A 22037-nucleotide genomic window follows, 5' to 3' on the forward strand; every position below is an offset into this window, starting at 1 on the left:
CGCGACAGACCGTCGTGCAGCAAGCGATTGAATTCGCGCATGAAGCCGTGGCGGCCGCGGAGCGGTGCTCGAGCCGAGATGCGCCTGGTCCCGTACGCTCCGAACGGGCGGACGGGCGAGAACTCATGCGGGAAAGACAAGGCCATGACCGGCACCACACGCTCCAGCGCAGATATCGAACCGCGACGCAAGCGCATCCTCTTCCGCTGCTGGCATCGCGGCATCCGCGAGATGGATCTGGTGCTCGGCTCCTTTGCCGATGCCGAGATCGAGACGCTGTCGCTGGCCGAACTGGACGAACTGGAGGAGATCATGGCGGAGAACGATCGCGATCTCGTCATGTGGGTGACGGGCGAGCGCCCCGTTCCAGAGCGTTTTCGCACCGGCCTGTTCCCGCGCATCTGCGCCTTCACCCCTGATTTCTCGCCGGTGACGGCCGAAAATTTCGGAAAAGCGAAATGATTCCAGGTCTCGATACCGCAGCCCTTGCCACGATCGGCCAGCCGGCCACCATCGGCGCCGTGCCGAGCGGCGCCGAGCCGCTGGTGCTGGCCGAACTCGCCCGCAAGCTCGGGCCGGTCGCCTATGTCATGTCCGACGGCCAGCGCATCGGCGACATGGAGCAGATGCTGGGCTTTGCAGCCCCTGACATCCCGGTGCTGACGCTTCCGGGCTGGGACTGTCTGCCCTATGACCGTGTTTCGCCGAGCGCGGACACGTCCGCCAGAAGGCTTTCGTCGCTTTCGTCGCTGATCGCACACGGGAAGAAGCCGCATCCGGCAATCGTGCTCGTCACCGTCAACGCCATGCTGCAGAAGATGGCGCCGCGGCAGGTGATCGCCGATCTCGCCTTCTCCGCCCGGCCGGGCAACCAGGTCCGCATGGACGATCTCGCCGGCAGGCTGGAGCGCAACGGCTTCGACCGGGTGGCGACCGTGCGCGAGGTCGGCGAATATGCGGTGCGCGGCGGCATCCTCGATGTCTTCGTGCCCGGCAGTTCCGAGCCGGTTCGCCTCGATTTCTTCGGCGACACGCTGGAGAGCATCCGCACCTTCGATCCGGCCAGCCAGCGCACGACCGGGCAGGCCAGGAGCCTCGACCTCAATCCGATGAGCGAGGTGACGCTGACGCCGGAGACGATCAGCCATTTCCGCAAGGAATACCTGTCGCTGTTCGGGGCTGCGACCCGTGACGACGCGCTCTACCAGGCGGTTTCAGAGGGGCGCCGCTATGCCGGCATGGAGCACTGGTTGCCGCTGTTCTACGACGAGCTGGAGACGTCGTTCGACTATCTCGCCGGTTTTCGGATCGTCACAGACCATGCCGCGCGCGAGGCGGCCGCCGAGCGCTCGAAGCTTGTGCGCGACTATTACGACGCGCGGCTGAATTCGGCCTCCGCCAAGGGGCAGCTGGCCCAGGCCACGCCCTACAAGCCGGTGCCCCCTGGCCAGCTCTACCTCGACGACGATAGCTTTGCCCGCCTTCTGAGCGAGCACGACGCTATCCGCATCTCGCCCTTCAACGAGCACGAGGGCGAGGCGCGCCGCGTGTTCACGCTGGAGGCGCGCGCGGGCGCCCGCTGGGCGAAGGCGGCAAAGGAGGGCGAGGACGGAACGGAACGCGTCAACGTCTTCGACCAGGTGGTGAAATACATCGCCGACCTGCGGTCGGCCGGCAAGAAGGTGCTGGTGACCGGCTGGAGCGAAGGCTCACTCGATAGGCTGATGCAGGTTCTCTCCGAGCACGGTCTCGGCAATGTTGTCGGCGTCGCCGACCTGTCGGGCCTGCGCAAGCTGAAGCCGGGCGAGGCGGGATCGGCAGTGCTCAGCCTGGAGAGCGGCTTCGAGGCCGGCGACCTCGTCTTCATCGGCGAGCAGGACATTCTCGGCGACCGCATGGTTCGTCGCTCCCGCCGGCGCAAGCGCGGCGCCGATTTCATCGCCGAGGTCGCAGGCCTCGATGAAGGCAGCATCGTCGTCCATGCCGAGCACGGTATCGGCCGCTTCGTCGGTCTGCAGACGATCGAGGCGGCCGGCGCGCCGCATGCCTGCCTTGAACTGCGCTACGCCGACGACGCCAAGCTCTATCTTCCGGTGGAAAACATCGACCTTCTGTCGCGCTATGGCGGCGAGGGGACGGATGCGATCCTCGACAAGCTCGGCGGTGTCGCCTGGCAGGCGCGCAAGGCCAAGCTGAAGAAGCGGCTGTTGGACATGGCCAACGGGCTGATCCAGATCGCCGCCGCCCGCCTCGTCCGTCACGCGCCGGTGCTTTCCGCGCAGGACGGCGTCTATGACGAGTTCGCCGCGCGCTTCCCCTATGACGAGACCGACGACCAGGCGAACGCCATCGACGCGGTGCGCGAAGACCTCGGCGCCGGGCGGCCGATGGACCGGCTGGTCTGCGGCGATGTCGGCTTCGGCAAGACCGAAGTGGCGCTGCGCGCCGCCTTCATCGCCGCCATGAACGGGGTGCAGGTGGCCGTCGTCGTGCCGACGACCTTGCTCGCCCGCCAGCACTTCAAGACATTCGCCGAGCGCTTCCGCGGTCTGCCGATCCGCCTGCAGCAGGCCTCTCGCCTGGTCGGCTCGAAAGAGCTGGCGCTGACGAAGAAGGAGGTGGCCGAGGGCAAGACCGACATCGTGGTCGGCACTCATGCGCTGCTTGGCAGCTCGATCAAGTTCGCCAATCTCGGCCTTCTGATCATCGACGAGGAGCAGCATTTCGGCGTCAAGCACAAGGAGAGGCTGAAGGAACTGAAGAGCGATATCCACGTGCTGACGCTCTCTGCCACGCCGATCCCGCGCACGCTGCAGCTCGCCATGACGGGCGTGCGCGAACTGTCGCTGATCACAACGCCGCCGGTGGACCGCATGGCGGTACGCACCTTCATCTCGCCCTTTGATCCGCTGGTCATCCGCGAGACGCTGATGCGCGAGCATTTTCGCGGCGGCCAGAGCTTCTACGTCTGCCCGCGGCTCAGTGACCTTGCCGTGATCCAGGAGTTCCTGCAGCAGGACGTGCCGGAGCTGAAAGTGGCGGTTGCCCACGGCCAGATGCCGGCGACAGAGCTGGAAGACATCATGAACGCCTTCTACGACGGTCGCTACGACGTGCTGCTGTCGACCACCATCGTCGAATCGGGGCTGGACGTGCCGACGGCGAACACGCTGATCGTGCACCGCGCCGACATGTTCGGGCTGGCGCAGCTCTACCAGCTGCGCGGTCGCGTGGGGCGTTCGAAGGTCCGCGCCTTCGCGCTGCTGACGCTGCCGGTCAACAAGAAGCTGACGGCGACCGCAGAACGGCGGCTGAAGGTCCTGCAGTCGCTGGACACGCTCGGTGCCGGGTTCCAGCTCGCCAGCCACGACCTGGACATCCGCGGCGCCGGTAACCTGCTCGGCGAGGAGCAGTCCGGCCATATCAAGGAGGTCGGCTTCGAACTCTACCAGCAGATGCTTGAGGAGGCCGTCGCCGAGATCAAGGGCGACGAGGAGATCGTCGATACCGGTTGGTCGCCGCAGATTTCGGTCGGAACGCCTGTGATGATCCCCGACGACTACGTGCCCGACCTGCATCTGCGTCTCGGCCTCTACCGCCGGCTTGGCGAGATCACCGAGCTGTCGGATATCGACGGCTTCGGCGCCGAGCTGATCGACCGCTTCGGGCCGCTGCCGATCGAGGTGCAGCATCTTTTGAAAATCGTCTACATCAAGTCGCTCTGCCGCGTGGCCAATGTGGAGAAGCTGGATGCGGGGCCGAAGGGCGTCGTCGTGCAGTTCCGCCACAAGGAATTCCCGAACCCGGCGGCGCTCGTCGGCTACATCGCCAAACAGGGGACGCTGGCGAAGATCCGCCCGGACCAGAGCCTGTTCCTCTCACGCGACCTGCCGACGCCGGAAAAGCGGCTGACGGGTGCGGCACAGCTGATGACGCAACTGGCGGGACTGGCGAAGCAGCCAGCAGCCTGAGAAATATCGGTAGGGAATGGAAGAGGGTCAGGCCTCTGCGGCCGCTTCCGCCTTTTTCAATGCGGCGACCTCGCGAAGGGCGCTGGCCAGGACATCCACGGTCTGGGCGCCCATCACCGCATACTTGTTGTCGATGATGAAGCAGGGAACCCCGGTCACACCCATTTCGCGCGCCATGCCGATTTCCTGCTTCACCGATTCGATGTCGGCGTTGGCGGAGAACAGGGCGCAGACCACCGCCCGGTCCATGCCGGCGGCCCCTGCGATGTCGAGCAGCACATTGCGATCGCCGACATTCTTGCCGTCCTCGAAATAGGCCTTGAACAGCGCCTGTGAGACCCTGCTCTGGACGTCGGGTCCTTCGATCATCGCCCAGCGCAGCAGCCGGTGCGCGTCGAGCGTGTTGGGGCTCAGCGCAATAGCGTCGAAATTGAAGTCGATACCATCTTCGTGCCCGAGATTGGTGAGCATGCCATGGGCGCGGTCGACCGCTTCGCTGCCGCCGAGTTTTTCCGCCAGATGCTTCTTGTGGTCGAGGCCGGCGGCCGGCAGGTCAGGGTTGAGCTGATAGGGGCGGAAGGTCACGTTGACGTTCACGTCGCCGGCAACCGCGTCGATCGCCTTCTCCAGCCGCTTCTTGCCGAGATAGCACCACGGGCAGACTACGTCGGATACGACGTCGATCGTTACGTTTTCCATGTCCTGATCGCTTTCCTACTCGGTCATGAACCGCAGATAGTTTGCCTGGCCGATGAGTTCAATGGCCATGAGCGCCTGAACAAGCTGCGCCTGCTGCGGTTGCAGTGCTATTTTTGCGCCCGCACATCCCACCAGACCGGAAGCTGGTAACCGTAGAGAGGCACGGCATCAGGACGGTCGATGTAGTCGTGCCGGGCAACCCATTGCCGGCCGAGATGGTACAGCGGCAGCACGTAATGGTTGGAAAGCAGGAGGCGATCATGCGCGCGGACGGCGGAGTGGAAATCCTCGGCGCTGCGTGCGTTCAGGATCGCGTCCACCACGCGGTCGACGTCGGGATCGTTGGCGCCGGCAAAAGCTTCACTGCCCTCACGGTCACGATAGTCCGAGCGCCAGCGCACGGCCTGCTCGAGGCCCGGCGATAGCGATGAAGCGTAGGCGCGCACAATCACATCGTAGTCAAACGTCTGCGTGCGGCTCTGATACTGCGAATCATCCACCGTCCGCACGGCGGCGCGAATGCCGAGGGCGGCGAGAAAGCGCTGATAGGCCAGCGCCAGTTTTTCCTGGTCGGCGTTCTGCGTCATGATCTCGAAGGCGAGCGGCTTGCCATTGGCATCGCTCATCACGCCATCCTTGATGGTGTAGCCGGCCTCCTTCATCAACATGACGGCCTGTTTCAGTACCGTGCGGTCGCGGCCGGACGCATTCGTCTTCGGCCAGCGATAGGTGCCATCGAGGATTTCGGGCTCGATCCGCGCCAGCGCCGGCCCCAGCAACCTCCGTTCGCTTTGGTCCGCCGGAACGCCCAGCGAAGAAAGGTCGGAGTTCTGCCAGAAGCTCTCCGTCCGCCTGTAGGCGTTTTCGAAGAGGTTCCTGTTCACCCATTCGAAATCGAAGACGAGCGAAAGACCGTGGCGCAGGCGCGCATCGGCGAACATCGGGCGCCGCGTATTGAAGACGAAGCCCAGCATGCCCGAGGGTACCTTTGGCGTGAATTCCTCCTTGACGATCCTGCCGGACGTGACGGCCGGGAAATCGTAGCCTCGCGCCCATTTCGTCGGATTTCCTTCCTGGAAGATATCGACACTGCCCTTCTTGAACGCTTCGAACAGCGTGTTTTCCTGCAGGAAGTATTCGACGCTGATCTGGTCGTAGTTGTCGAAGCCGATCTTGGAGGGAATATCCTTGGCCCAATAGTCCGGATTGCGCTCGTAGACGATCTTCTCGCCAGGGCGGACGTCCTTGACGCGGTAGGGACCGGAACCGAGGGGGAACGTCAGCGACGTCCGGTCGAAGCTCTCTACGTCGATCGCATGCTTCGGCAAGACCGGCGACAGCGCCAGAAGCAGTGGCGATTCTCGGTCGGCCTTGTCGTTGAAGGTGAAGCGGACGCCGTACTGGCCGATCTTTTCCGTCTTCTCGACGACGTCGAGCCTGCGGCTGAAGGGCGAACGTCCCTTGTCGCGCAGCAGTTCGAAGGAGAAGATGACGTCGTCGGGCGTGACCGGCTGTCCGTCTGCCCAGCGCGCCTTCGGGTTCAGGTTGAACTGGATGAAGCTGCGCTCGTCATCCCACTCCACTGTCTCGGCCAGCAATCCGTACATCGAGAACGCCTCGTCGCGCGAGCGCTGCATCAGCGACTCATAGACGAGATTGCCGAATTCGGGGTCCCACATGCCGCGCGCTGTGGTGCGCATGCTCTTCAGGATGAAGGGGTTGAGGTTGTCGAAGGTGCCGACGACGCCATAGGTGATCTTGCCACCCTTTCTGACGTCCGGATTCACATAGGGAAAGTGCTTGTAGTCCGGCGGCAGCGCGGGCTCGCCGTGCATTGCTATGCCATGCACCGGTGCCGCATGCGCCTGGCCGAACGGGGCTGCAAGAGCAAGGCAGAGTGCCGTCAATAGAACTCGCAACGTGATACCTCTTCAACAACGCATATCGATTCGCGACAACTTACAGTCTCGGACATGCGGCAAACAATGATGGTTCCGCTATTTCAGGAACTGCGGGTAAAAATGCGACGAAAGACTGGATATCCATCGCGCCACATTGTAACAGGATGCCTGAAAGCGGGTCATTCAAATGCCTCAATTCGCCGACAGAGAGCGCATAGCTGACCAGAACATTTCATGGGCGAAAAAACGCTCGGCATCGGACTTCAGGAGACGGAACCGGTTATGATCTTTAAATCGAGCTTTACCAAGCAGGCAGTGCTTTCCGCATTTGCAGTTTCGCTTGCTGCCGGCGCGCTGCCTTCCACCGCCGCCGCACAGCAGGCCGGGGCACCGCAGGGCTGGTTCAAGGTCTGCACGAAGCAGGAAGACAACGATGTCTGCATCGTCCAGAACCTTCTGACCGCCGGCGGCGGCCAACTGCTGACGGCCGTTGGCCTGATCACGGTAGAGGGCAAGGTGAACCGCAAGATCATGCAGGTCTCGGTGCCGAGCGCGCGGCTGATCCCGCCGGGCGTCGCCATGCAGATCGATGGCGGCAAGGCGCAGAAGCTCGATTACGCCATCTGTATGCCGGACAAGTGCGTGGCCGAAGTTCCGCTGACCGACCAGATGCTGGCCAGCCTGAAGAAGGGCGGCGAGGTTGTGTTTACCTCGATCAATTTCCAGCGTTCGCCGAACCCGATCAAGATGTCGCTCGCCGGTTTCACGGGCGCCTTCGATGGCGAACCGATCGAGCAGTCGAAGCTTGAGGAGCGCCAGCGCCTGCTGCAGGAAGAAATGCAGAAGAAGGCCGACGAAGCCCGCAAGAAGCTCGAAGACGCCCAGAAGGCGGCCAAGAGCCAGTAAACGGCTTTTCCCTGGAATTGCGAAAAACCCGGCCTTGCGGCCGGGTTTTTTGATTCACCATGCACGATGATCCAATCGTCGTCTAAGAACGGTCAGTGGACGATGCCGGCGTCGATTTTCCAGTGATAGGTGCCACCGTCGTCGGGCGCCATTAACGCCCGCACCTGCGCATGCCGGAGCGGAACGCCGCTGTCGTCCGGCACGAGGTTCTGCTCGGAGACATAGGCGACGTATTCGGTTTCGTCGTTCTCGGCGAACAGGTGGTAGAACGGCTGGTCTTTCGACGGGCGAATTTCCGTAGGGATCGAATTCCACCACTCTTCGGTGTTGGCGAATTCGGGATCGACGTCAAAGACCACGCCGCGGAACGGATAGGTCCGGTGGCGGACCACGTCTCCTATACCGTACTTCGCAGTTCTGATTCTCATATCGGGCCTTCCTTTCAAGTTATATTTGGGAAGGATCGCGTAAAACTCAAGGGCTTAACGCAGTTACGGAAAAATCCGCTTTAAGTGGCGCGCTTTGCTTCGCCGGCCGGGGAGACTTCGTGGCGAAGCGCCCCTTCGCCAAGCTCAGCCGCTTGGTCGTGCAAGGCCCGCTGATTGCGTCGCTGCATTTTTCCCGGCGCGGGACTTCGTCTGACCACTTTACAGAAAAGCCCGGCACGTGGCCGGGCTTCTCCAGTTCGTGCTCCTGGCATGCGCCGGAGCGATCGGCATCAGGCCGAGTAGTACATGTCGAACTCGACCGGGTGCGGCGTCATTTCGTAACGCATGACTTCCGCCATCTTCAGTTCGATGTAGGCGTCGATCTGGTCGTCGTCGAAGACGCCGCCGGCCGTCAGGAACTTGCGGTCCTTGTCGAGGTTCTCGAGCGCTTCGCGCAGCGAGCCGCAGACGGTCGGGATCTTCTTCAATTCCTTCGGCGGCAGGTCGTACAGGTCCTTGTCCATGGCCTTGCCCGGATGGATCTTGTTCTTGATGCCGTCGAGGCCCGCCATCAGCATGGCGGCGAAGCCGAGGTAGGGGTTGCCGAGCGGGTCGGGGAAGCGGACTTCAACGCGCTTGGACTTCGGACCCGTACCGAACGGGATGCGGCACGATGCCGAACGGTTTCGAGCCGAATAGGCGAGCAGAACCGGAGCCTCATAGCCCGGGACGAGACGCTTGTAGGAGTTCGTCGTCGGGTTGGTGAAGGCGTTGATCGCCTTGGCGTGCTTGATGATGCCGCCGATGTAGAACAGGCAGCTCTCGGAGAGGCCGGCATACTCGTCGCCTGCGAAGGTCGGCTTGCCGTCCTTCCAGATCGACTGGTGGACGTGCATGCCCGAGCCGTTGTCGCCGAAGATCGGCTTCGGCATGAAGGTTGCCGTCTTGCCGTAGGCATTGGCGACCTGGTGGACGACGTACTTGTAGATCTGCATCTTGTCGGCGTTGCGAACCAGCGTGTCGAACTTGACGCCGAGCTCGTGCTGGGCAGCAGCCACTTCATGGTGCTGCTTTTCAACGACGACGCCCATTTCGGCCAGAACCGTCAGCATTTCGGAACGCATGTCCTGGCAGCTGTCGATCGGCGGAACCGGGAAATAGCCGCCCTTGACGCGCGGACGGTGACCGAGGTTGCCGGTGTCGTAGTCGGTGTCGTCATTGGACGGCAGTTCGGAGGAGTCGAGCTTGAAGCCGGTGTTGTAGGGATCAGCCTTGTACTTGACGTCGTCGAAGACGAAGAATTCGGGCTCGGGGCCCACGTAGATGGTGTCGCCGATTCCGGAAGCCTTGAGGTAGGCTTCGGCCTTCTTGGCAACGCCGCGCGGGTCGCGGTTGTAGGCTTCGCCGGACACCGGATCGAGAATGTCACAGAAGATGACCATCGTGGACTGGGCGAAGAAAGGATCCATGTGGACAGTTGCCGGATCCGGCATCAGGACCATGTCCGACTCGTTGATGGCCTTCCAGCCTGCGATCGAGGAGCCGTCGAACATAACGCCATCGGCGAACATGTCTTCATCGACGCAGGAGACGTCCATCGTCACGTGCTGCAGCTTGCCCTTAACGTCGGTAAAGCGCAAGTCCACGAACTTGACGTCGTTCTCCTTGATTTGCTTCAGGATATCGTTGGCAGTCGTCATGTTTTGAAAGTCCCTATTTGAGATGACGAGGTAGAAAACCTTGGCCGGACGGCCAGGCGGGGATTAGATGGCATCAACGCCGGTTTCGCCGGTACGGATGCGGATGACTTCTTCGACGTTGGAAACGAAGATCTTGCCATCGCCGATGCGGCCGGTCTGCGCTGCATTCCGGATCGCTTCGATCACCGCATCCGCATTCTCGTCGGCCAGGACGACTTCAACCTTTACCTTCGGCAGGAAATCGACCACGTATTCGGCGCCGCGATAGAGCTCGGTGTGGCCCTTCTGGCGGCCGAAGCCCTTCGCTTCCGTGACCGTGATGCCCTGCAGGCCGACTTCTTGAAGCGCTTCCTTCACTTCGTCGAGCTTGAACGGCTTTATGATCGCTTCGATCTTTTTCATGAGAAAATGTCTCTCCGCTTCTCCCGTTTGCGCAGGATTTGGTGCCTGCCGCTTATGTTGATGCATTTTACGTGCCAATCTTTGCATAATGCGTGCCAGTTTCGTGGCGCGCATGCTGCTTACCCTGGACGAGTTGTCGCACCCTCCGCAAGCGCCGACTTCTCCAGCCGCCGCAACGGCGGTTTCTGCCTAAAATTCGGACTGCAAACGGACGTTTTTTCTTGGGGCAGCGCCAACGAGAGCTGCTATTCGGCTTTTCGCACGTATTTTAAGCACCAAATGGATGCAGATGCACAAATAATACCCAGGAGTGGTTGAAATTTTAAGCCTTGGCGACGGTGATCCTTTGAGTGCATTGTCGAGCGATGCACAAGGAGCTCGATACGATCGTCGTCACGCCGGAGGAAATGGCCGGCATCGACAAGGCGGCCGCCGACAGCGGCATCGACAGCCTTGCGCTGATGGAGCGGGCAGGGCAGGCGGTGGCGGCCGCAGCGCTTCGCCGCTTTCCGGGCGCCCTGCGATTTGTCGTCCTCGCCGGGCCGGGCAACAATGGCGGCGACGGCTATGTGGCCGCCAGGGCCCTTGCTGAGGCCGGGGCCGCCGTTTTCCTCTATCGGCTGGCCACGCCCCGCGCCCGATCCGACGCCGGCAGGGCGAGCGAGCGCTTCGGCGGCTCCATCAACCCGCTCGACCAGTATGTGCCGGCGATCGGCGACGTGGTGATCGACGCACTCTTCGGCGCGGGATTGTCGCGCGATCTCGATCCTGTGGTTTGCAAACTCATTGACCGCGTCAACGGGCTGGCGCTGCCGGTCCTGGCTGTCGACCTGCCGAGCGGTGTAGACGGACGTACCGGCCTGGTTCGGGGGGGCGCCTTCGAGGCCGTCCACACGGTGACCTTCATGTGCCGGAAGCCCGGCCATCTGCTGATGCCTGGCCGGTCGCTATGCGGTGAGCTCGAGGTGTTCGATATCGGCGTTCCTCCCCGGATTGTTCTTGCCGCGTCCCATCATCTGCGCGTCAATGTGCCCGACGTGTGGGCGATGAGCCTGCCGAAAGCAGCAGCGAGTGCGCACAAATACGGGCACGGGCATCTGGCCGTCTTTTCCGGCGGGGCGCTTGCCACCGGCGCCGCGCGCCTCTCGGCGACGGCCGGATTGCATGCCGGGGCGGGGCTCGTCACCGTCCTCTCGCCGGCCGGGGCAGGCGCAGCCAATGCAGCCCAGCTGACGGCGGTGATGCTGCGTGAGATAGACGGTGTGGCGGCTCTAGACGCACTTCTCGCCGATCCCCGCTATTCCGCCTTCGTGCTTGGCCCCGGCTTCGGTGATCTGGACCGGGCCAGAGCCTACGTTGGGAGGCTCTCGGAACGACCGCTGGTTCTCGACGCCGACGGCATCACGGCGTTTCGCGAGCGGCCGGAAGCGCTGTTCGAAGCCTTCGACGGCGGGCAGACGCGGCTCGTGCTGACACCGCATGACGGCGAATTCTCCCGGCTGTTTCCCGATATCGCCGCGGACGCCGCCCTTTCGAAGGTCGACAGAGCCAGAGCGGCTGCGGCACGCAGCCATGCGGTCATCGTTCTGAAGGGGGCGGACACGGTGATCGCAGCGCCGGACGGACGGGCGCTGATCAACGACAACGCCCCGCCGTGGCTTGCAACCGCCGGCTCCGGGGACGTGCTTTCCGGCATCATCGGCGCGCATCTGGCGCAGGGTATGCCGGCCTTCGAGGCCGCCGCCGCCGGTGTGTGGCGACACGGAGAAGCCGCGCACCGCGCCGGCCCCGGCCTGACCGCCGAAGACCTCGTCGATTTCCTGAAGGGGATCGCCGAGTTCGAGTGACACGGGACAGGGTCACGTGCTCCCCGGTGCGGCGCTCCGATCGCAGCCTGCCCTGTCAGTTCCGGTAACGCAATTGGCGGGGCAGCAGGCATTGCCAACACCTACGCTCTCACGTGGCCAGCTGCGCGCCCCGCCGTGTCTGGCATCGCAAGGATCACGCCTCCTCGTCATGCGTCGTGGGCGATCGCCGCCGGTGTACGTCAAAGTCAGAACTTTCCCATCGTGCTCTGCACCCATGAGCCCGGAACGCTTCCCTTTGGCGATGAACGGCTCTAAAGCATTGCCAATCGCAGCGAAGATGGTGGACGCCGACGCATGGGCCTGATCGACATCGCTCTCCTGGTGCTGGTCGCAGCCGTCTGGGGTTTCAATTTCGTCGTCATCAAGATCGGGATCGCGAACTTCCCGCCTATCCTGTTTTCAGCGCTCCGCTTCCTCTTCGCAGCCCTGCCGCTGGTCTTTTTCCTGCCGCGTCCCGCCGTGCCGCTGCGCCTCATTCTCGGCATCGGGCTTATTCTGGGCGTCGTGAAGTTCAGCCTGCTCTTCATCGGCATGGATATCGGCATTTCCGCCGGGCTCGCTTCGCTGCTGCTGCAGTCACAGGCCTTCTTCACCGTCATTCTGGCGGCGTCGATCTATGGCGAGCGGCCGAGGCCGGTGCAGATTGCCGGCATTCTTGTCGCCCTCGGCGGAATGGCCGCGATCGCCACGACCGTCGATGCCGGCTTCACCTATACGGGATTGGCACTGGTGCTGGCGGCCGGCCTGTCCTGGGCCGTTTCGAACATTCTGATGAAGAAGGTCGGCAAGGTAGACATGCTGGCGCTGATGGTATGGGTCAGCCTCGTTCCCCCGATCCCCCTGGCCATCATTTCGCTTCTGACGGAGGGATGGGACCGCGACCTGATGGCTCTCGCCACCCTGTCCTGGGAAGGAATCGGCGCCGTCGCCTACATCGCCTACGCCACCACAGTCTTCGGCTTCGGCGTCTGGGGCTACATGATCCGCAAGCACGGTGTCTCCACCGTGGCGCCGTTTTCTCTGCTGGTTCCCGTGTTCGGCATGAGTTCCTCCGCTCTCGTTCTCGGCGAGAGTTTCGGCAATTCGCGTCTTGCCGGCGCCGCCCTCGTCGTCTGCGGGCTGGTGCTGACTGCGCTCGGCCCCCGGATCGTCGATCGCATGCGTCCTCCCGTGACGGCGGAGACGTAGCGCGCGGCCGTCACGGCCGCGCCACCGCGGAGCCTTCATGTGCGGTGAGGTCTAGCAGAAGTGGTAGTCGGTGCTTGATGAGTTTGACGTCGGCTGGCGAGGCAAAGCCAAGATGCCGATTTGTCACGTCGACTATTGGCTCTTTCGGTCATTTATGAGGCGGGGGCTCGCAGAGGACGCGCATGCCGAAGTCGCCCGAACTCAACCCGGTCGAAAACCTCTGGCAATTCATGCGCGATAACTGGCTTTCAAACTGAGTCTTTAAATCCTACGACCACATCGTGGACCACTGCTGCGATGCCTGGTGAAAGCTGCAACGCCAGCCGTGGTGCATCATGTCTATCGGCCGAAGAAAATGGGCCAGTGAGTTTTGATCATCGAGACTTGGTATTAAGCCTTCTTGAGGCGAACCAGTATTGTTTTCGGGTTATCGGGTGCTCGCTCAACATCGACGATACCGGATGACCTCACGAGATCGCTTAGCCTGGGGAAGCCGTAGTTGCGTGCATCAAAGTCGGGCGCTTGCTTCGCCAGATGCCCTCCCACTTGGGCCAGATTGGCTCGACCGTCTTCATCAGCAGTTGCGATAATCGCTTTGGTCAACATGTCTCGTGCCACTCTATCCAAGGTCGCCTTTTTGGGCGTTGCCTTTGCGGCGGCAGGCTTGGCCTGGACTGGGTTTTGGGCGGGGGGCGCTGCTTCTTCGACCTCCGCAGCCTGAGCACTGAGCACGTCGAAATAGACGAACTTGTCGCAGGCGGTGATGAACGGGCGAGGAGTCTTCCGCTCACCGAACCCATAGACGGTTACACCTTGTTCCCGGATTCTGGCCGCCAGCCGCGCAAAATCGCTGTCACTTGAGACAATGCAGAATCCCGAGAAACGACCCGTATACAACAAGTCCATGGCGTCGATGATCATTGCGCCATCTGTCGCGTTCTTTCCGGTCGTGTAGGCGAACTGTTGAATTGGCTGGATGGAATGTTCGAGCAGGCATTCTTTCCAACCCTTTAGGCTGGGAGCGGTCCAGTCACCGTAGATGCGTTTGACGCTAGCGGTTCCGTAGTTGGCGATCTCAGCCATGAGACCGACGACGATCTTTGGCGAAGCGTTGTCGCCATCGATCAGCAGCGCTAAGGTTCCGGAACTTCCTGTTGCCATTTATCTCTCCCATGTTGCTCGCAAAAATATACATTGTATAGCCTATTGCAACTGCGTGCGCACAGGACGTTGATAAGGATGTCGAGAACGGAAAGGATACCTGGCCCGCCGCGAAGCATGTCGACCTGATGCCGTTCAGGATCGCTTTAGGCTTACGATGACCAACGGCCTCGTTGCCCGCCTGAACTTAGCTTCGGTGACTTTAATGCTCGTCTGGCTCTTGTGGCAATTGCTCCATCATGCCGCAAAAGTGCAAAGCGGTTTTACGATCACGACATGCGTCAGAGCAAGCGCCGGAGGCGCCGGAAGCGGCTCTGAAAGGTCCGACCCGCCTTAGCCCGCGGACGCCAGCCAGCGGCGGCAGTCTTCCAGAGCGCGCGCGGCCAGCGCCTGCTTCTTTGCCGCCGCCTTTTCCTTGCCACGGAAGCGCTTGACGCCCTCCGGCTTGACGATCGATCCCGCCTCAAGCTCGGGAAACAGGCCGAAATTGATGTTCATCGGCTGGAACGAGCGCTTGCCCGGTTCGTCGTTGGACATGATGTGGCCGCCGGTGATGTGGTTGAGCAACGCGCCGAAGGCTGATGTCACAGGAGGCAGCGACACGTGTTGGCCAAGGCGTTCGGCGGCGGCGAACCGTCCGGCCAGAAGTCCGATGCTGGCGCTTTCGACATAGCCCTCGCAGCCGGTGATCTGGCCGGCAAAGCGTAGCCCCGGACGGCCCTTCAGCGTCAGCGAAGAATCGAGCAGGACAGGCGATTGCAGATAGGTGTTGCGGTGCAGGCCGCCGAGCCGCGCGAATTCCGCGTTCTCCAGTCCCGGTATCATCCGGAAGATCTCGCCCTGCGCGCCGTATTTCAGCTTCGTCTGGAAGCCGACCATATTGTAGAGCGTGCCCAGCGCATTGTCCTGGCGAAGCTGGACGACCGCATAGGCCTTGACGGAGGGGTTGTGCGCATTGGTCAGGCCCATCGGTTTCATCGGACCGTGGCGCAGCGTCTCGCGGCCACGCTCGGCCATTACCTCGATCGGCAGGCAGCCGTCGAAATAGGGCGTGCCTTCCCATTCCTTGAAGCCGGTCGTGTCGGCGGCGATCAGCGCATCGACGAAGGCGTTGTACTGCGCCTCGTCCATCGGGCAGTTGATGTAGTCCTTGCCCGTGCCGCCGGGGCCGACCTTGTCGTAGCGCGACTGGTACCAGCAGATGTCCATGTCGATAGAGTGCGTGTGCACGATCGGCGCGATCGCATCGAAAAAGGCAAGCGCATCCGCGCCCGTCCGTTCCTGGATCGCGGCTGCGAGGTCGGGTGCGGTCAGCGGCCCGGTGGCGATGATCGCCTGGTCCCATTCCTGTGGCGGCAGGCCCTTGATCTCCTCGCGAACCACCGTGATCAGCGGGTGCCCCTCGATCGCAGCGGTTACGGCGGCGGAGAAACCCTCGCGGTCGACGGCGAGCGCGCCGCCCGCCGGCACCTGGTTGGCGTCGGCCGAACGCATGATCAGCGAGCCGGCAAGCCGCATCTCGGCATGGATCACGCCGACCGCATTGCTGGTGGCGTCGTCGGAGCGGAAGGAGTTCGAACATACGAGCTCGGCCAGCCCGTCCGTCTTGTGGGCATCCGTGCCGCGCACGCCGCGCATTTCGTGCAGGATGACGGGAATGCCGCGCTCGGCGATCTGCCAGGCGGCTTCGCTGCCGGCAAGGCCGCCGCCGATGATGTGGATGGGGGAATGGGAGGTCGTTTTCGTCATGGGCGGCTGCATATCACGCGCGTGCTGCGCTTCCAATCGCCGGAATCAAAAACGGCACCGTTTGGTGCCGTTCGATGCGTCCCGCAGCAGACGGGGCGGCAAGCCTTCCGGCGCCGCCAGCCCGACGATTAGCGGAAGGAACGTGCCGCGATGCCGCGGATGTCGTAGCGGGTAAGGCCGATGTCCGAAAGCGTATGGGAGGAAAGGTTGCCGAGTTCGCTGAGGGTGCGGCGGTAGCTGAGCCAGTTCTTTGCAAGGCGGATCGGGTTCATGACAGGTCTCCTGAAAGGTTTGGGCGGGACGACTGCGTCCTCGTCTGTTGCCCTTTATCTACTCCTTTCCCTGTCAATGGTGCAGTGCAAAGAAAATGCAGCTGCTATGCAATTGTGCAACTAGATGGATAGAAAATATGCACATGTTGGCGAGGATCGAAAAATGAGCAGATGCTGAATTGGCTGTATCCCTTGATTTTCAGGGAGTGCGCGACTGAATGAACCGGCCGCGAGCCTTCGCTGTCAATGCTGATGCGGAGCGCGCCTTGCGCACAAAAAGAAACGCCTCCCGGAGTGCTCCGGAAGGCGTTTGAGCCGGACCGTTGGGTCGCCGGCGAAGGCTTAGCGGACGGCTTCGCGTGCGACGCGGCGGATGTCCGAGCGGCCGATGCCGAGGTCGTTCAGTTCACGGTCGCTCATGCGGCCGAGTTCGGTGACGGTCTGACGGTACTTGCGCCAATTGTTGAACGAGTGTGCGAAGTTCATGGTCGTATCCCTTCCTGGGCTTCGATGCCGGCGGCCCCTATCGGCGCCGGCCCTGATCTGATGGCTGGAATATACGTCCGGAACGCCCTGAATTACAGCGATATTGCAGAATGGCAGCTATGTCGTTTGTGCATGTCAAGGGAAAAGTGCGCTGAAATTCTGATCATGTCCGCTCCATTTCTGGATGGGGCGGCGAATTGAGGCTGCGCAGAAAAAGAAAACGCCCGCCGGGGGAGGAGGTCCGGCGGGCGCATATCCTGATTGGCGACTTTGGGAGGAGGAGTTGTCACCAATCGCATCGGGCTTGGCTGGGAGGAGGAGTGCCGTGCCCGACTGATGGTGTTGTACCCGGCCTACCTCTGACTCGGAAGTTCGTAGTTTGAATACCACCAATGCATATAATGCATGCCTTGCGTAGCGTGAGGCGCGATTCTGGATCTAAATGCACATTGATTGTGCAGATCCGACGGCGCAGCCAAGCATGAAGAAGAAGTGATATCCTCGTAGCGCATGGCGCTGGAATCGATACGCCCGCCGGGGGAGGAGGTCCGGCGGGCGTTGATCCTGATTGACAACTTGGGAGGAGGAGGGTTGCCAATCGCATCGGGTCTGGCTGGGAGGAGGAGTGCCGCGCCCGATTGATGATGTGTTTATAGCCGTTCCCATTCGTGCGGGGTAGGTGTCGAACAGAATAGCACCAATGCAAAAACATCATGGCTAGACGAAATTTTCGCCTGATTCGCCATGCAGATGCATAAAAAGTGCGCAAATAGGGCGATCCAGGCCCTATGCGCCAGGGGGCGCTATCGCAAAATCGCATCGAGGAGGGAGGAAACAATAACGCCCGCCGGGGGAGGAGATCCGGCGGGCGTCATTTGGGATGATTGGCAACTGGGAGGAGGAGTGTTGCCAATCGTATCGAAGAGGCGCTGGGAGGAGGAGTGCGCCGCTTCGAATTCTGTCAGCCACCTTTCGGCCGCCGGGTCTTTCCGGATTTGCATCCGGGCGGCTGACCGTCGCCGCTTTGACAATGTCCCGTCGCCGATGTTGGCGCCTCTGGATCTCGTCGCTTCGGATCATCTCCGATCCGATGAATTCAATATAGTCCGACAAATCGGTTTTGTGCAGTGCAATATAAGCATGGATGATATGCGTCGTATGCATGCCCTTCGTGTTCGTCAATTTATGCATCGATTACACTGCTAGACGCTCATTTGATGATGCTTCGCGCCACTTTCAAGGCATTCGGCGTCGGGAACGGCGAGATTTTGTCTGACAAATGGAAAGTCCCGCCGATTTTGCGTTTTGTCATGCCGTTTCCGTTTCCCGTTCGCTTTCGCTTGACTTCGGAAAAACTGCTTGCACGACTGCTTCGGGGAACAAGGTGAGGTGAAGTGGCGATGTATCGGGGGCGGCTGGAACGGGATCTGAACGGCTGGGCTGCGAAAGGGCTTCTCGATCCGGCCCTCGTTCCCGCATTGCTTGCCGACTACGACCAGCGCGAGAGCGCTTTCAGTCTCGGCCGGGTATTGATGGCGATGGCCGCCTTGCTGATCGGCGGCGCAGTCGTCCTGCTGATCGCGGCCAACTGGGAGGTGATTCCACGCATTGCGCGGCTTGTCGGCATCGTGGCGTTCATCTGGTCTACCTACCTCAAGGCAGCATATTGGAAGTCGCACAATTCACCCCGCCTTTCGGAGGCATCGCTGGTAGCGGGGCTGTTGTTTTTCGGTGGCGGGATTGCGCTGGTGGGGCAGATGTACCATCTGTCGGGCGATTCGACGCAAGCCGCCATCATCTGGTTTGCCGGCGCGGCTCTCACCGCCGTTCTTTTCCGGTCCCCCGCTGCAGCCGCCGTGTGCGGCTTTCTGGCGTTCGTCGTCGCAGGCACGGAGTGGTCCGACAGTTTCGTCCTGCGCGACAACCTTCTGCTCTGGCTGATGCCGGCCATGGCCGTCGTCGTCATCGGTCTTGCCCGCTTCACGGGTGCGGGGCGGACGCGGCATCTGGCTTACCTCTTGATAGTATGCTGGGTCCTCATTCTATATGGGCAGCACGAGGCGCCGGTGACCGCCCTTGCGATCGCGGCGGCGGGCGCGGTCTGCTACCTGCTTGCAGCACTGCCGGCGTCGCCGCTGAACGGGCTGGCCCGCAATGCCGGCGCAGCACCGTCCTTCTATTCCTTCCTGCTTCTGATGATGGGTCTCCTTCTGCTGCATTTCGAGGCGGAAGGCCTCGTTGAGCAGGTCGTTCTCGGCATTGCCACGCTGGTTGCGGCGATCGCCGGGCTTTTCCTGTCCGGGCGCGACAACGGTGCGGTCCGTTATCTGGCTTACGCGGCCTTTGCCGCCGAAACGCTGTATCTTTCGTCCGCGACGCTCGGGACCATCCTTGGCACCTCTGGCTTCTTCCTGATCTCCGGCCTCGTGGTCGCCATGGTGGCCTGGCTCGTCGTCCGTTTGGAACGAAGCTTTTCGGCCCGCAACGGCGTGACGGAGGCGGGACGATGACGGACACTGCGAAGGCATGGCGTGTTCCGCCGTTCGTGGCTGCCGTACTGGCGGCGCTGATCCAGACAGCGGTCCTCGGCTACATGGTCGAAAGCCGTGCGACAATCCTGAGAAATGGTGCCGAGGTGCGCCTGCAGACCGTCCCGGTTGATCCGCGTGATCTGATGCGCGGCGACTATGTGACATTGAGCTATCCGATTTCACGCATCGATGGCGCGATCGTGGAAGGTGAAGTGCCGAAGGTGTCTGGCCGGCAATCGTTGCTCGTCCGTCTTGCGCCAGGCCCCGATGGGCTGTGGAACGCCACCGAGGCCTCCTTCGAGGCGCTGCCGGCGATGTCCGGAACGGTCGTGGTGCGATCCCTGCCTTTTGAATTCTATCCCGACAGCGACGGCGCCGTCGGCGATTTCATTTCGGTGACCTACGGCATCGAACGCTACTATGTCCCGGAAGGCGAGGGCAGGGTGCTGGAGACGGCCCGGAACGCGCAGGCGCTGGAGGTCGTCGCCCGCGTTTCTCCGCAGGGCCAGATGCAGATCCGCCAGATCCTCTTGAACGGCGCCCCCGCCTACGACGAGCCGCTTTATTGAGGGACCTGCCACCGTTAGGCATACGCGAACGATGACAGCCCCGAAGGCCAATTTCGCGGGCACCGAGAAGTTCGGCTGCTGGACCTCTTTTACTGGGAGCACCGCATGGGGATGTGGGGAGCCTCCATGCTCAGCGAACTCGCCCCCGCAATCTGCAGCCTTGTTGCCCTCAACTGCCGTCCTCTTTGTGTTGCGGCCTTTGGTTTGCCCGACGACGACCGACTGACGAAGGAACTGCTGCTCGACGTGGTGCGGATGTATGATGAGAAATGGGTGGACATTCCCTATCTATGACAGCCCCTATGCATGACGGCCTGCATGACACAGGCGCGCTTGACCTTCATCGAGCGTCGTGACATATCGCCCACCAACGCGGGTATGGCGGAATTGGTAGACGCACTTGGTTTAGGTCCAAGCGCCAAAAGCGTGGGAGTTCGAGTCTCTCTACCCGCACCACAAACCGAGGCATGGCGGATCGGCCGGGCCGACGGAATGCCGTCTTGCCAAGCGCATCTCCAACGAGAGATGCGTGGCGCGGACGAAGAATTTGGCGCATGATGTTCCTTCGGAGCGGTTTGAGCGAAGGATGCGTGCGCTTTAGCGCCATTTTGCTTGCCAAAAGGCCATTGATGACAGTAAAGCCACTCCCGGCAAATGGACCCGGAGGGGTGCTCGCCGATAGAGCCGGTCTCCGGCCGGGGCACCGCCAAATCGAAATGAAGGTTTGAACATGCAGGTAATCGAAACGCTCGCTGAAGGGCTGAAGCGCGAACTCAAGGTCGTCATTCCGGCCAAGGACATGGAAGCCCAGATGAACGAACGCCTGGCCGATGCCAAGGATCGCGTTCGCATCAACGGTTTCCGTCCGGGCAAGGTTCCGGTCGCTCACCTGAAGAAGGTCTACGGCAAGTCGATCATGGCCGATCTCGTCAACGAGATCATCCGCGACCGTCCGACGGCGATCCTGTCCGAGCGCGGCGAAAAGTCGGCGACCCAGCCCGAGATCGCCATGACCGAGGACCAGGACGAGGCGGAAAAGATTCTCGCGGCCGAAGCCGACCTCGAGTTCACCCTGTCCTACGAGATCATCCCGGCGATCGAGCTGAAGGACGCCTCCGGCATCAAGGTCACCCGCGAAGTCGTCGCCATCGACGACAAGGAAGTCGACGATCAGATCCTGAAGATCGCCGAAAGCGCCCGTTCCTACGAGACCAAGAAGGGCAAGGCCGCCGAAGGCGACCGCGTCACCATGGACTATCTCGGCAAGGTCGACGGTGAAGCCTTCGACGGCGGCAAGGACGAAGACGCCGAACTCGTCATCGGTTCCAACCGCTTCATCCCGGGCTTCGAGGATCAGCTGGTCGGCGTCAAGGCCGGCGACGAAAAGGTTGTCACCGTAACGTTCCCGGCCGACTACCCGGCAGCACATCTGGCCGGCAAGGAAGCGACCTTCGACATCAAGGTCAAGGATGTCGCAGCTCCCGGTGAGGTCACCATCGACGACGAGCTGGCCAAGAAGCTTGGCCTGGAATCGGCCGAGCGCCTGCGCGAAGTCGTGCGCGGCCAGATCGAAAGCCAGTACGGCTCGCTTACCCGCCAGAAGATCAAGCGTCAGATTCTCGACCAGCTGGACGAACTGTACAAGTTCGACACGCCGGAGCGTCTCGTAGAGGCCGAGTTCGAAAACATCTGGCGCCAGGTCAACACCGATCTGCAGCAGGCCGGCAAGACCTTTGCAGACGAGGAAACCACCGAGGAAGAAGCCCGCGAGGAGTACCGCAAGCTCGCTGAGCGCCGCGTCCGTCTCGGCCTGGTGCTCTCGGAAATCGGCGAAAAGGCCGCTGTCCAGGTGAGCGAAGAGGAAATGCAGCGTTCGCTGTTCGAGCAGCTGCGCCAGTTCCCCGGCCAGGAGAAGGAAATCCTCGATTATTTCCGCAAGACCCCGGGTGCTTCCGCCTCGCTGCGCGCTCCGCTCTTCGAAGAAAAGGTCATCGACCATCTGCTGACGGAAGTCGCAGTCACCGACAAGACCGTTTCCAAGGAAGAGCTGCTGGCTGACGACGAAGCTTCGGACGAAGCCAAGCCGGCTTCCAAGAAGAAGGCTGCTGCGAAGGCTGAAGGCGATGAAGCCGCCGCTCCGAAGAAGAAGGCACCGGCCAAGAAGAAGGCCGCTGACGAGAGCGCCGAGTAATCGGCCCGAGCAATC

18 protein-coding genes, 1 tRNA gene and 1 pseudogene are annotated in these 22037 nt (G+C 61.9%); 11 read left to right on the forward strand and 9 right to left on the reverse strand.

The annotated features are described in order from the left end of the window. Window positions 1-144: 144 nt before the first annotated feature. On the forward strand, window positions 145-462 hold the full coding sequence (locus HV823_RS12245; protein WP_176950000.1) for an FAD assembly factor SdhE: 318 nt from the start codon (window positions 145-147) through the stop codon (window positions 460-462). Next, window positions 459-3971 (forward strand): transcription-repair coupling factor, encoded by a 3513-nt coding sequence (mfd, locus tag HV823_RS12250; protein ID WP_176950001.1) that lies wholly within the window; start codon window positions 459-461, stop codon window positions 3969-3971. Before HV823_RS12245 ends, mfd begins: the two co-directional genes overlap by 4 nt. Window positions 3972-3998: 27 nt before the next feature. Here the strand turns inward: mfd and HV823_RS12255 are convergent, their stop codons facing one another. Continuing rightward, complete coding sequence (locus HV823_RS12255) at window positions 3999-4670, reverse strand: DsbA family oxidoreductase (RefSeq protein ID WP_176950002.1); 672 nt, start codon at window positions 4668-4670, stop codon at window positions 3999-4001. Window positions 4671-4777: 107 nt separating this feature from the next. After that, the gene (locus tag HV823_RS12260; RefSeq protein WP_425487656.1) at window positions 4778-6589 is read right to left on the reverse strand and encodes an extracellular solute-binding protein; all 1812 of its coding nucleotides are present in this window, start codon (window positions 6587-6589) and stop codon (window positions 4778-4780) included. Between the two features lie 264 nt (window positions 6590-6853). Between HV823_RS12260 and HV823_RS12265 the strand changes: the two genes are divergently transcribed. Further along, the gene (locus HV823_RS12265) at window positions 6854-7477 is read left to right on the forward strand and encodes an invasion associated locus B family protein (RefSeq protein ID WP_176950089.1); all 624 of its coding nucleotides are present in this window, start codon (window positions 6854-6856) and stop codon (window positions 7475-7477) included. A gap of 92 nt (window positions 7478-7569) precedes the next feature. Here HV823_RS12265 and hspQ read toward each other — a convergent pair whose 3' ends face one another. The 3 genes from hspQ to HV823_RS12280 all read right to left on the reverse strand — a co-directional run bounded on the left by hspQ (window position 7570) and on the right by HV823_RS12280 (window position 10007). Beyond that, complete coding sequence (gene hspQ / locus HV823_RS12270; protein ID WP_176950003.1) at window positions 7570-7905, reverse strand: heat shock protein HspQ; 336 nt, start codon at window positions 7903-7905, stop codon at window positions 7570-7572. Window positions 7906-8195: 290 nt separating this feature from the next. Next, on the reverse strand, window positions 8196-9605 hold the full coding sequence (gene glnA, locus HV823_RS12275) for a type I glutamate--ammonia ligase (RefSeq protein ID WP_176950004.1): 1410 nt from the start codon (window positions 9603-9605) through the stop codon (window positions 8196-8198). A gap of 63 nt (window positions 9606-9668) precedes the next feature. Beyond that, window positions 9669-10007 carry a P-II family nitrogen regulator gene (locus HV823_RS12280; protein WP_007753933.1) on the reverse strand — a complete coding sequence of 113 codons (339 nt, stop codon included), beginning with the start codon at window positions 10005-10007 and terminating at the stop codon, window positions 9669-9671. A 365-nt stretch (window positions 10008-10372) separates the two neighbouring features. On the opposite strand from HV823_RS12280, the gene HV823_RS12285 reads away from it, so the two are divergent. From HV823_RS12285 to HV823_RS26660, 3 genes and pseudogenes are all read left to right on the forward strand, one after another. After that, window positions 10373-11854: an NAD(P)H-hydrate dehydratase gene (locus tag HV823_RS12285; protein WP_176950005.1), complete on the forward strand. Its 1482-nt coding sequence runs from the start codon at window positions 10373-10375 to the stop codon at window positions 11852-11854. Between the two features lie 315 nt (window positions 11855-12169). Then, a complete protein-coding gene (locus HV823_RS12290; RefSeq protein ID WP_176950006.1) occupies window positions 12170-13063 on the forward strand; it encodes an EamA family transporter in 894 nt (297 codons plus the stop codon). 185 nt (window positions 13064-13248) lie between these two features. Then, window positions 13249-13437: pseudogene (locus tag HV823_RS26660) on the forward strand (IS630 family transposase); the annotation flags it as partial. Window positions 13438-13453: 16 nt separating this feature from the next. Here HV823_RS26660 and HV823_RS12295 read toward each other — a convergent pair. From HV823_RS12295 to HV823_RS12310, 4 genes are all read right to left on the reverse strand, one after another. Next, the gene (locus HV823_RS12295; protein WP_176950007.1) at window positions 13454-14224 is read right to left on the reverse strand and encodes an NYN domain-containing protein; all 771 of its coding nucleotides are present in this window, start codon (window positions 14222-14224) and stop codon (window positions 13454-13456) included. A 333-nt stretch (window positions 14225-14557) separates the two neighbouring features. Then, window positions 14558-15973, reverse strand: coding sequence for a methylenetetrahydrofolate--tRNA-(uracil(54)-C(5))-methyltransferase (FADH(2)-oxidizing) TrmFO (gene trmFO, locus HV823_RS12300; protein WP_176950008.1), 1416 nt, complete (start codon window positions 15971-15973; stop codon window positions 14558-14560). 128 nt (window positions 15974-16101) lie between these two features. Further along, entirely contained in the window at window positions 16102-16245 is a 144-nt protein-coding gene (locus HV823_RS27210) for a DUF1127 domain-containing protein (protein WP_097138188.1), read from the reverse strand. Between the two features lie 342 nt (window positions 16246-16587). Next, complete coding sequence (locus HV823_RS12310) at window positions 16588-16731, reverse strand: DUF1127 domain-containing protein (protein ID WP_097138190.1); 144 nt, start codon at window positions 16729-16731, stop codon at window positions 16588-16590. Window positions 16732-18131: 1400 nt separating this feature from the next. On the opposite strand from HV823_RS12310, the gene HV823_RS12315 reads away from it, so the two are divergent. From HV823_RS12315 to tig, 5 genes are all read left to right on the forward strand, one after another. Beyond that, a complete protein-coding gene (locus HV823_RS12315) occupies window positions 18132-19241 on the forward strand; it encodes a DUF2157 domain-containing protein (RefSeq protein ID WP_176950090.1) in 1110 nt (369 codons plus the stop codon). Continuing rightward, window positions 19238-19831 (forward strand): GDYXXLXY domain-containing protein, encoded by a 594-nt coding sequence (locus HV823_RS12320; protein WP_176950009.1) that lies wholly within the window; start codon window positions 19238-19240, stop codon window positions 19829-19831. The genes HV823_RS12315 and HV823_RS12320 overlap by 4 nt, the downstream gene beginning before the upstream one ends. Before the next feature lie 126 nt (window positions 19832-19957). Beyond that, the gene (locus HV823_RS12325) at window positions 19958-20125 is read left to right on the forward strand and encodes a hypothetical protein (protein WP_176950010.1); all 168 of its coding nucleotides are present in this window, start codon (window positions 19958-19960) and stop codon (window positions 20123-20125) included. Window positions 20126-20203: 78 nt separating this feature from the next. Then, a tRNA-Leu gene (locus tag HV823_RS12330) sits at window positions 20204-20287 on the forward strand. Between the two features lie 274 nt (window positions 20288-20561). Next, complete coding sequence (gene tig / locus HV823_RS12335; RefSeq protein WP_176950011.1) at window positions 20562-22022, forward strand: trigger factor; 1461 nt, start codon at window positions 20562-20564, stop codon at window positions 22020-22022. Window positions 22023-22037 lie beyond the last annotated feature (15 nt).

It is taken from the genome of Mycoplana rhizolycopersici (assembly GCF_013378445.1).
Taxonomy (GTDB): Bacteria; Pseudomonadota; Alphaproteobacteria; order Rhizobiales; family Rhizobiaceae; genus Mycoplana; species Mycoplana rhizolycopersici.

Coding starts and splice junctions, on each gene's coding strand:
- HV823_RS12245 (WP_176950000.1), top strand. CDS start 145: ATGACCGGCACCACACGCTCCAGCGCAGATATCGAACCGCGACGCAAG.
- mfd (WP_176950001.1), top strand. CDS start 459: ATGATTCCAGGTCTCGATACCGCAGCCCTTGCCACGATCGGCCAGCCG.
- HV823_RS12255 (WP_176950002.1), bottom strand. CDS start 4,670: ATGGAAAACGTAACGATCGACGTCGTATCCGACGTAGTCTGCCCGTGG.
- HV823_RS12265 (WP_176950089.1), top strand. CDS start 6,854: ATGATCTTTAAATCGAGCTTTACCAAGCAGGCAGTGCTTTCCGCATTT.
- hspQ (WP_176950003.1), bottom strand. CDS start 7,905: ATGAGAATCAGAACTGCGAAGTACGGTATAGGAGACGTGGTCCGCCAC.
- glnA (WP_176950004.1), bottom strand. CDS start 9,605: ATGACGACTGCCAACGATATCCTGAAGCAAATCAAGGAGAACGACGTC.
- HV823_RS12280 (WP_007753933.1), bottom strand. CDS start 10,007: ATGAAAAAGATCGAAGCGATCATAAAGCCGTTCAAGCTCGACGAAGTG.
- HV823_RS12285 (WP_176950005.1), top strand. CDS start 10,373: ATGCACAAGGAGCTCGATACGATCGTCGTCACGCCGGAGGAAATGGCC.
- HV823_RS12290 (WP_176950006.1), top strand. CDS start 12,170: ATGGGCCTGATCGACATCGCTCTCCTGGTGCTGGTCGCAGCCGTCTGG.
- HV823_RS12295 (WP_176950007.1), bottom strand. CDS start 14,224: ATGGCAACAGGAAGTTCCGGAACCTTAGCGCTGCTGATCGATGGCGAC.
- trmFO (WP_176950008.1), bottom strand. CDS start 15,973: ATGACGAAAACGACCTCCCATTCCCCCATCCACATCATCGGCGGCGGC.
- HV823_RS27210 (WP_097138188.1), bottom strand. CDS start 16,245: ATGAACCCGATCCGCCTTGCAAAGAACTGGCTCAGCTACCGCCGCACC.
- HV823_RS12310 (WP_097138190.1), bottom strand. CDS start 16,731: ATGAACTTCGCACACTCGTTCAACAATTGGCGCAAGTACCGTCAGACC.
- HV823_RS12315 (WP_176950090.1), top strand. CDS start 18,132: ATGTATCGGGGGCGGCTGGAACGGGATCTGAACGGCTGGGCTGCGAAA.
- HV823_RS12320 (WP_176950009.1), top strand. CDS start 19,238: ATGACGGACACTGCGAAGGCATGGCGTGTTCCGCCGTTCGTGGCTGCC.
- HV823_RS12325 (WP_176950010.1), top strand. CDS start 19,958: ATGCTCAGCGAACTCGCCCCCGCAATCTGCAGCCTTGTTGCCCTCAAC.
- tig (WP_176950011.1), top strand. CDS start 20,562: ATGCAGGTAATCGAAACGCTCGCTGAAGGGCTGAAGCGCGAACTCAAG.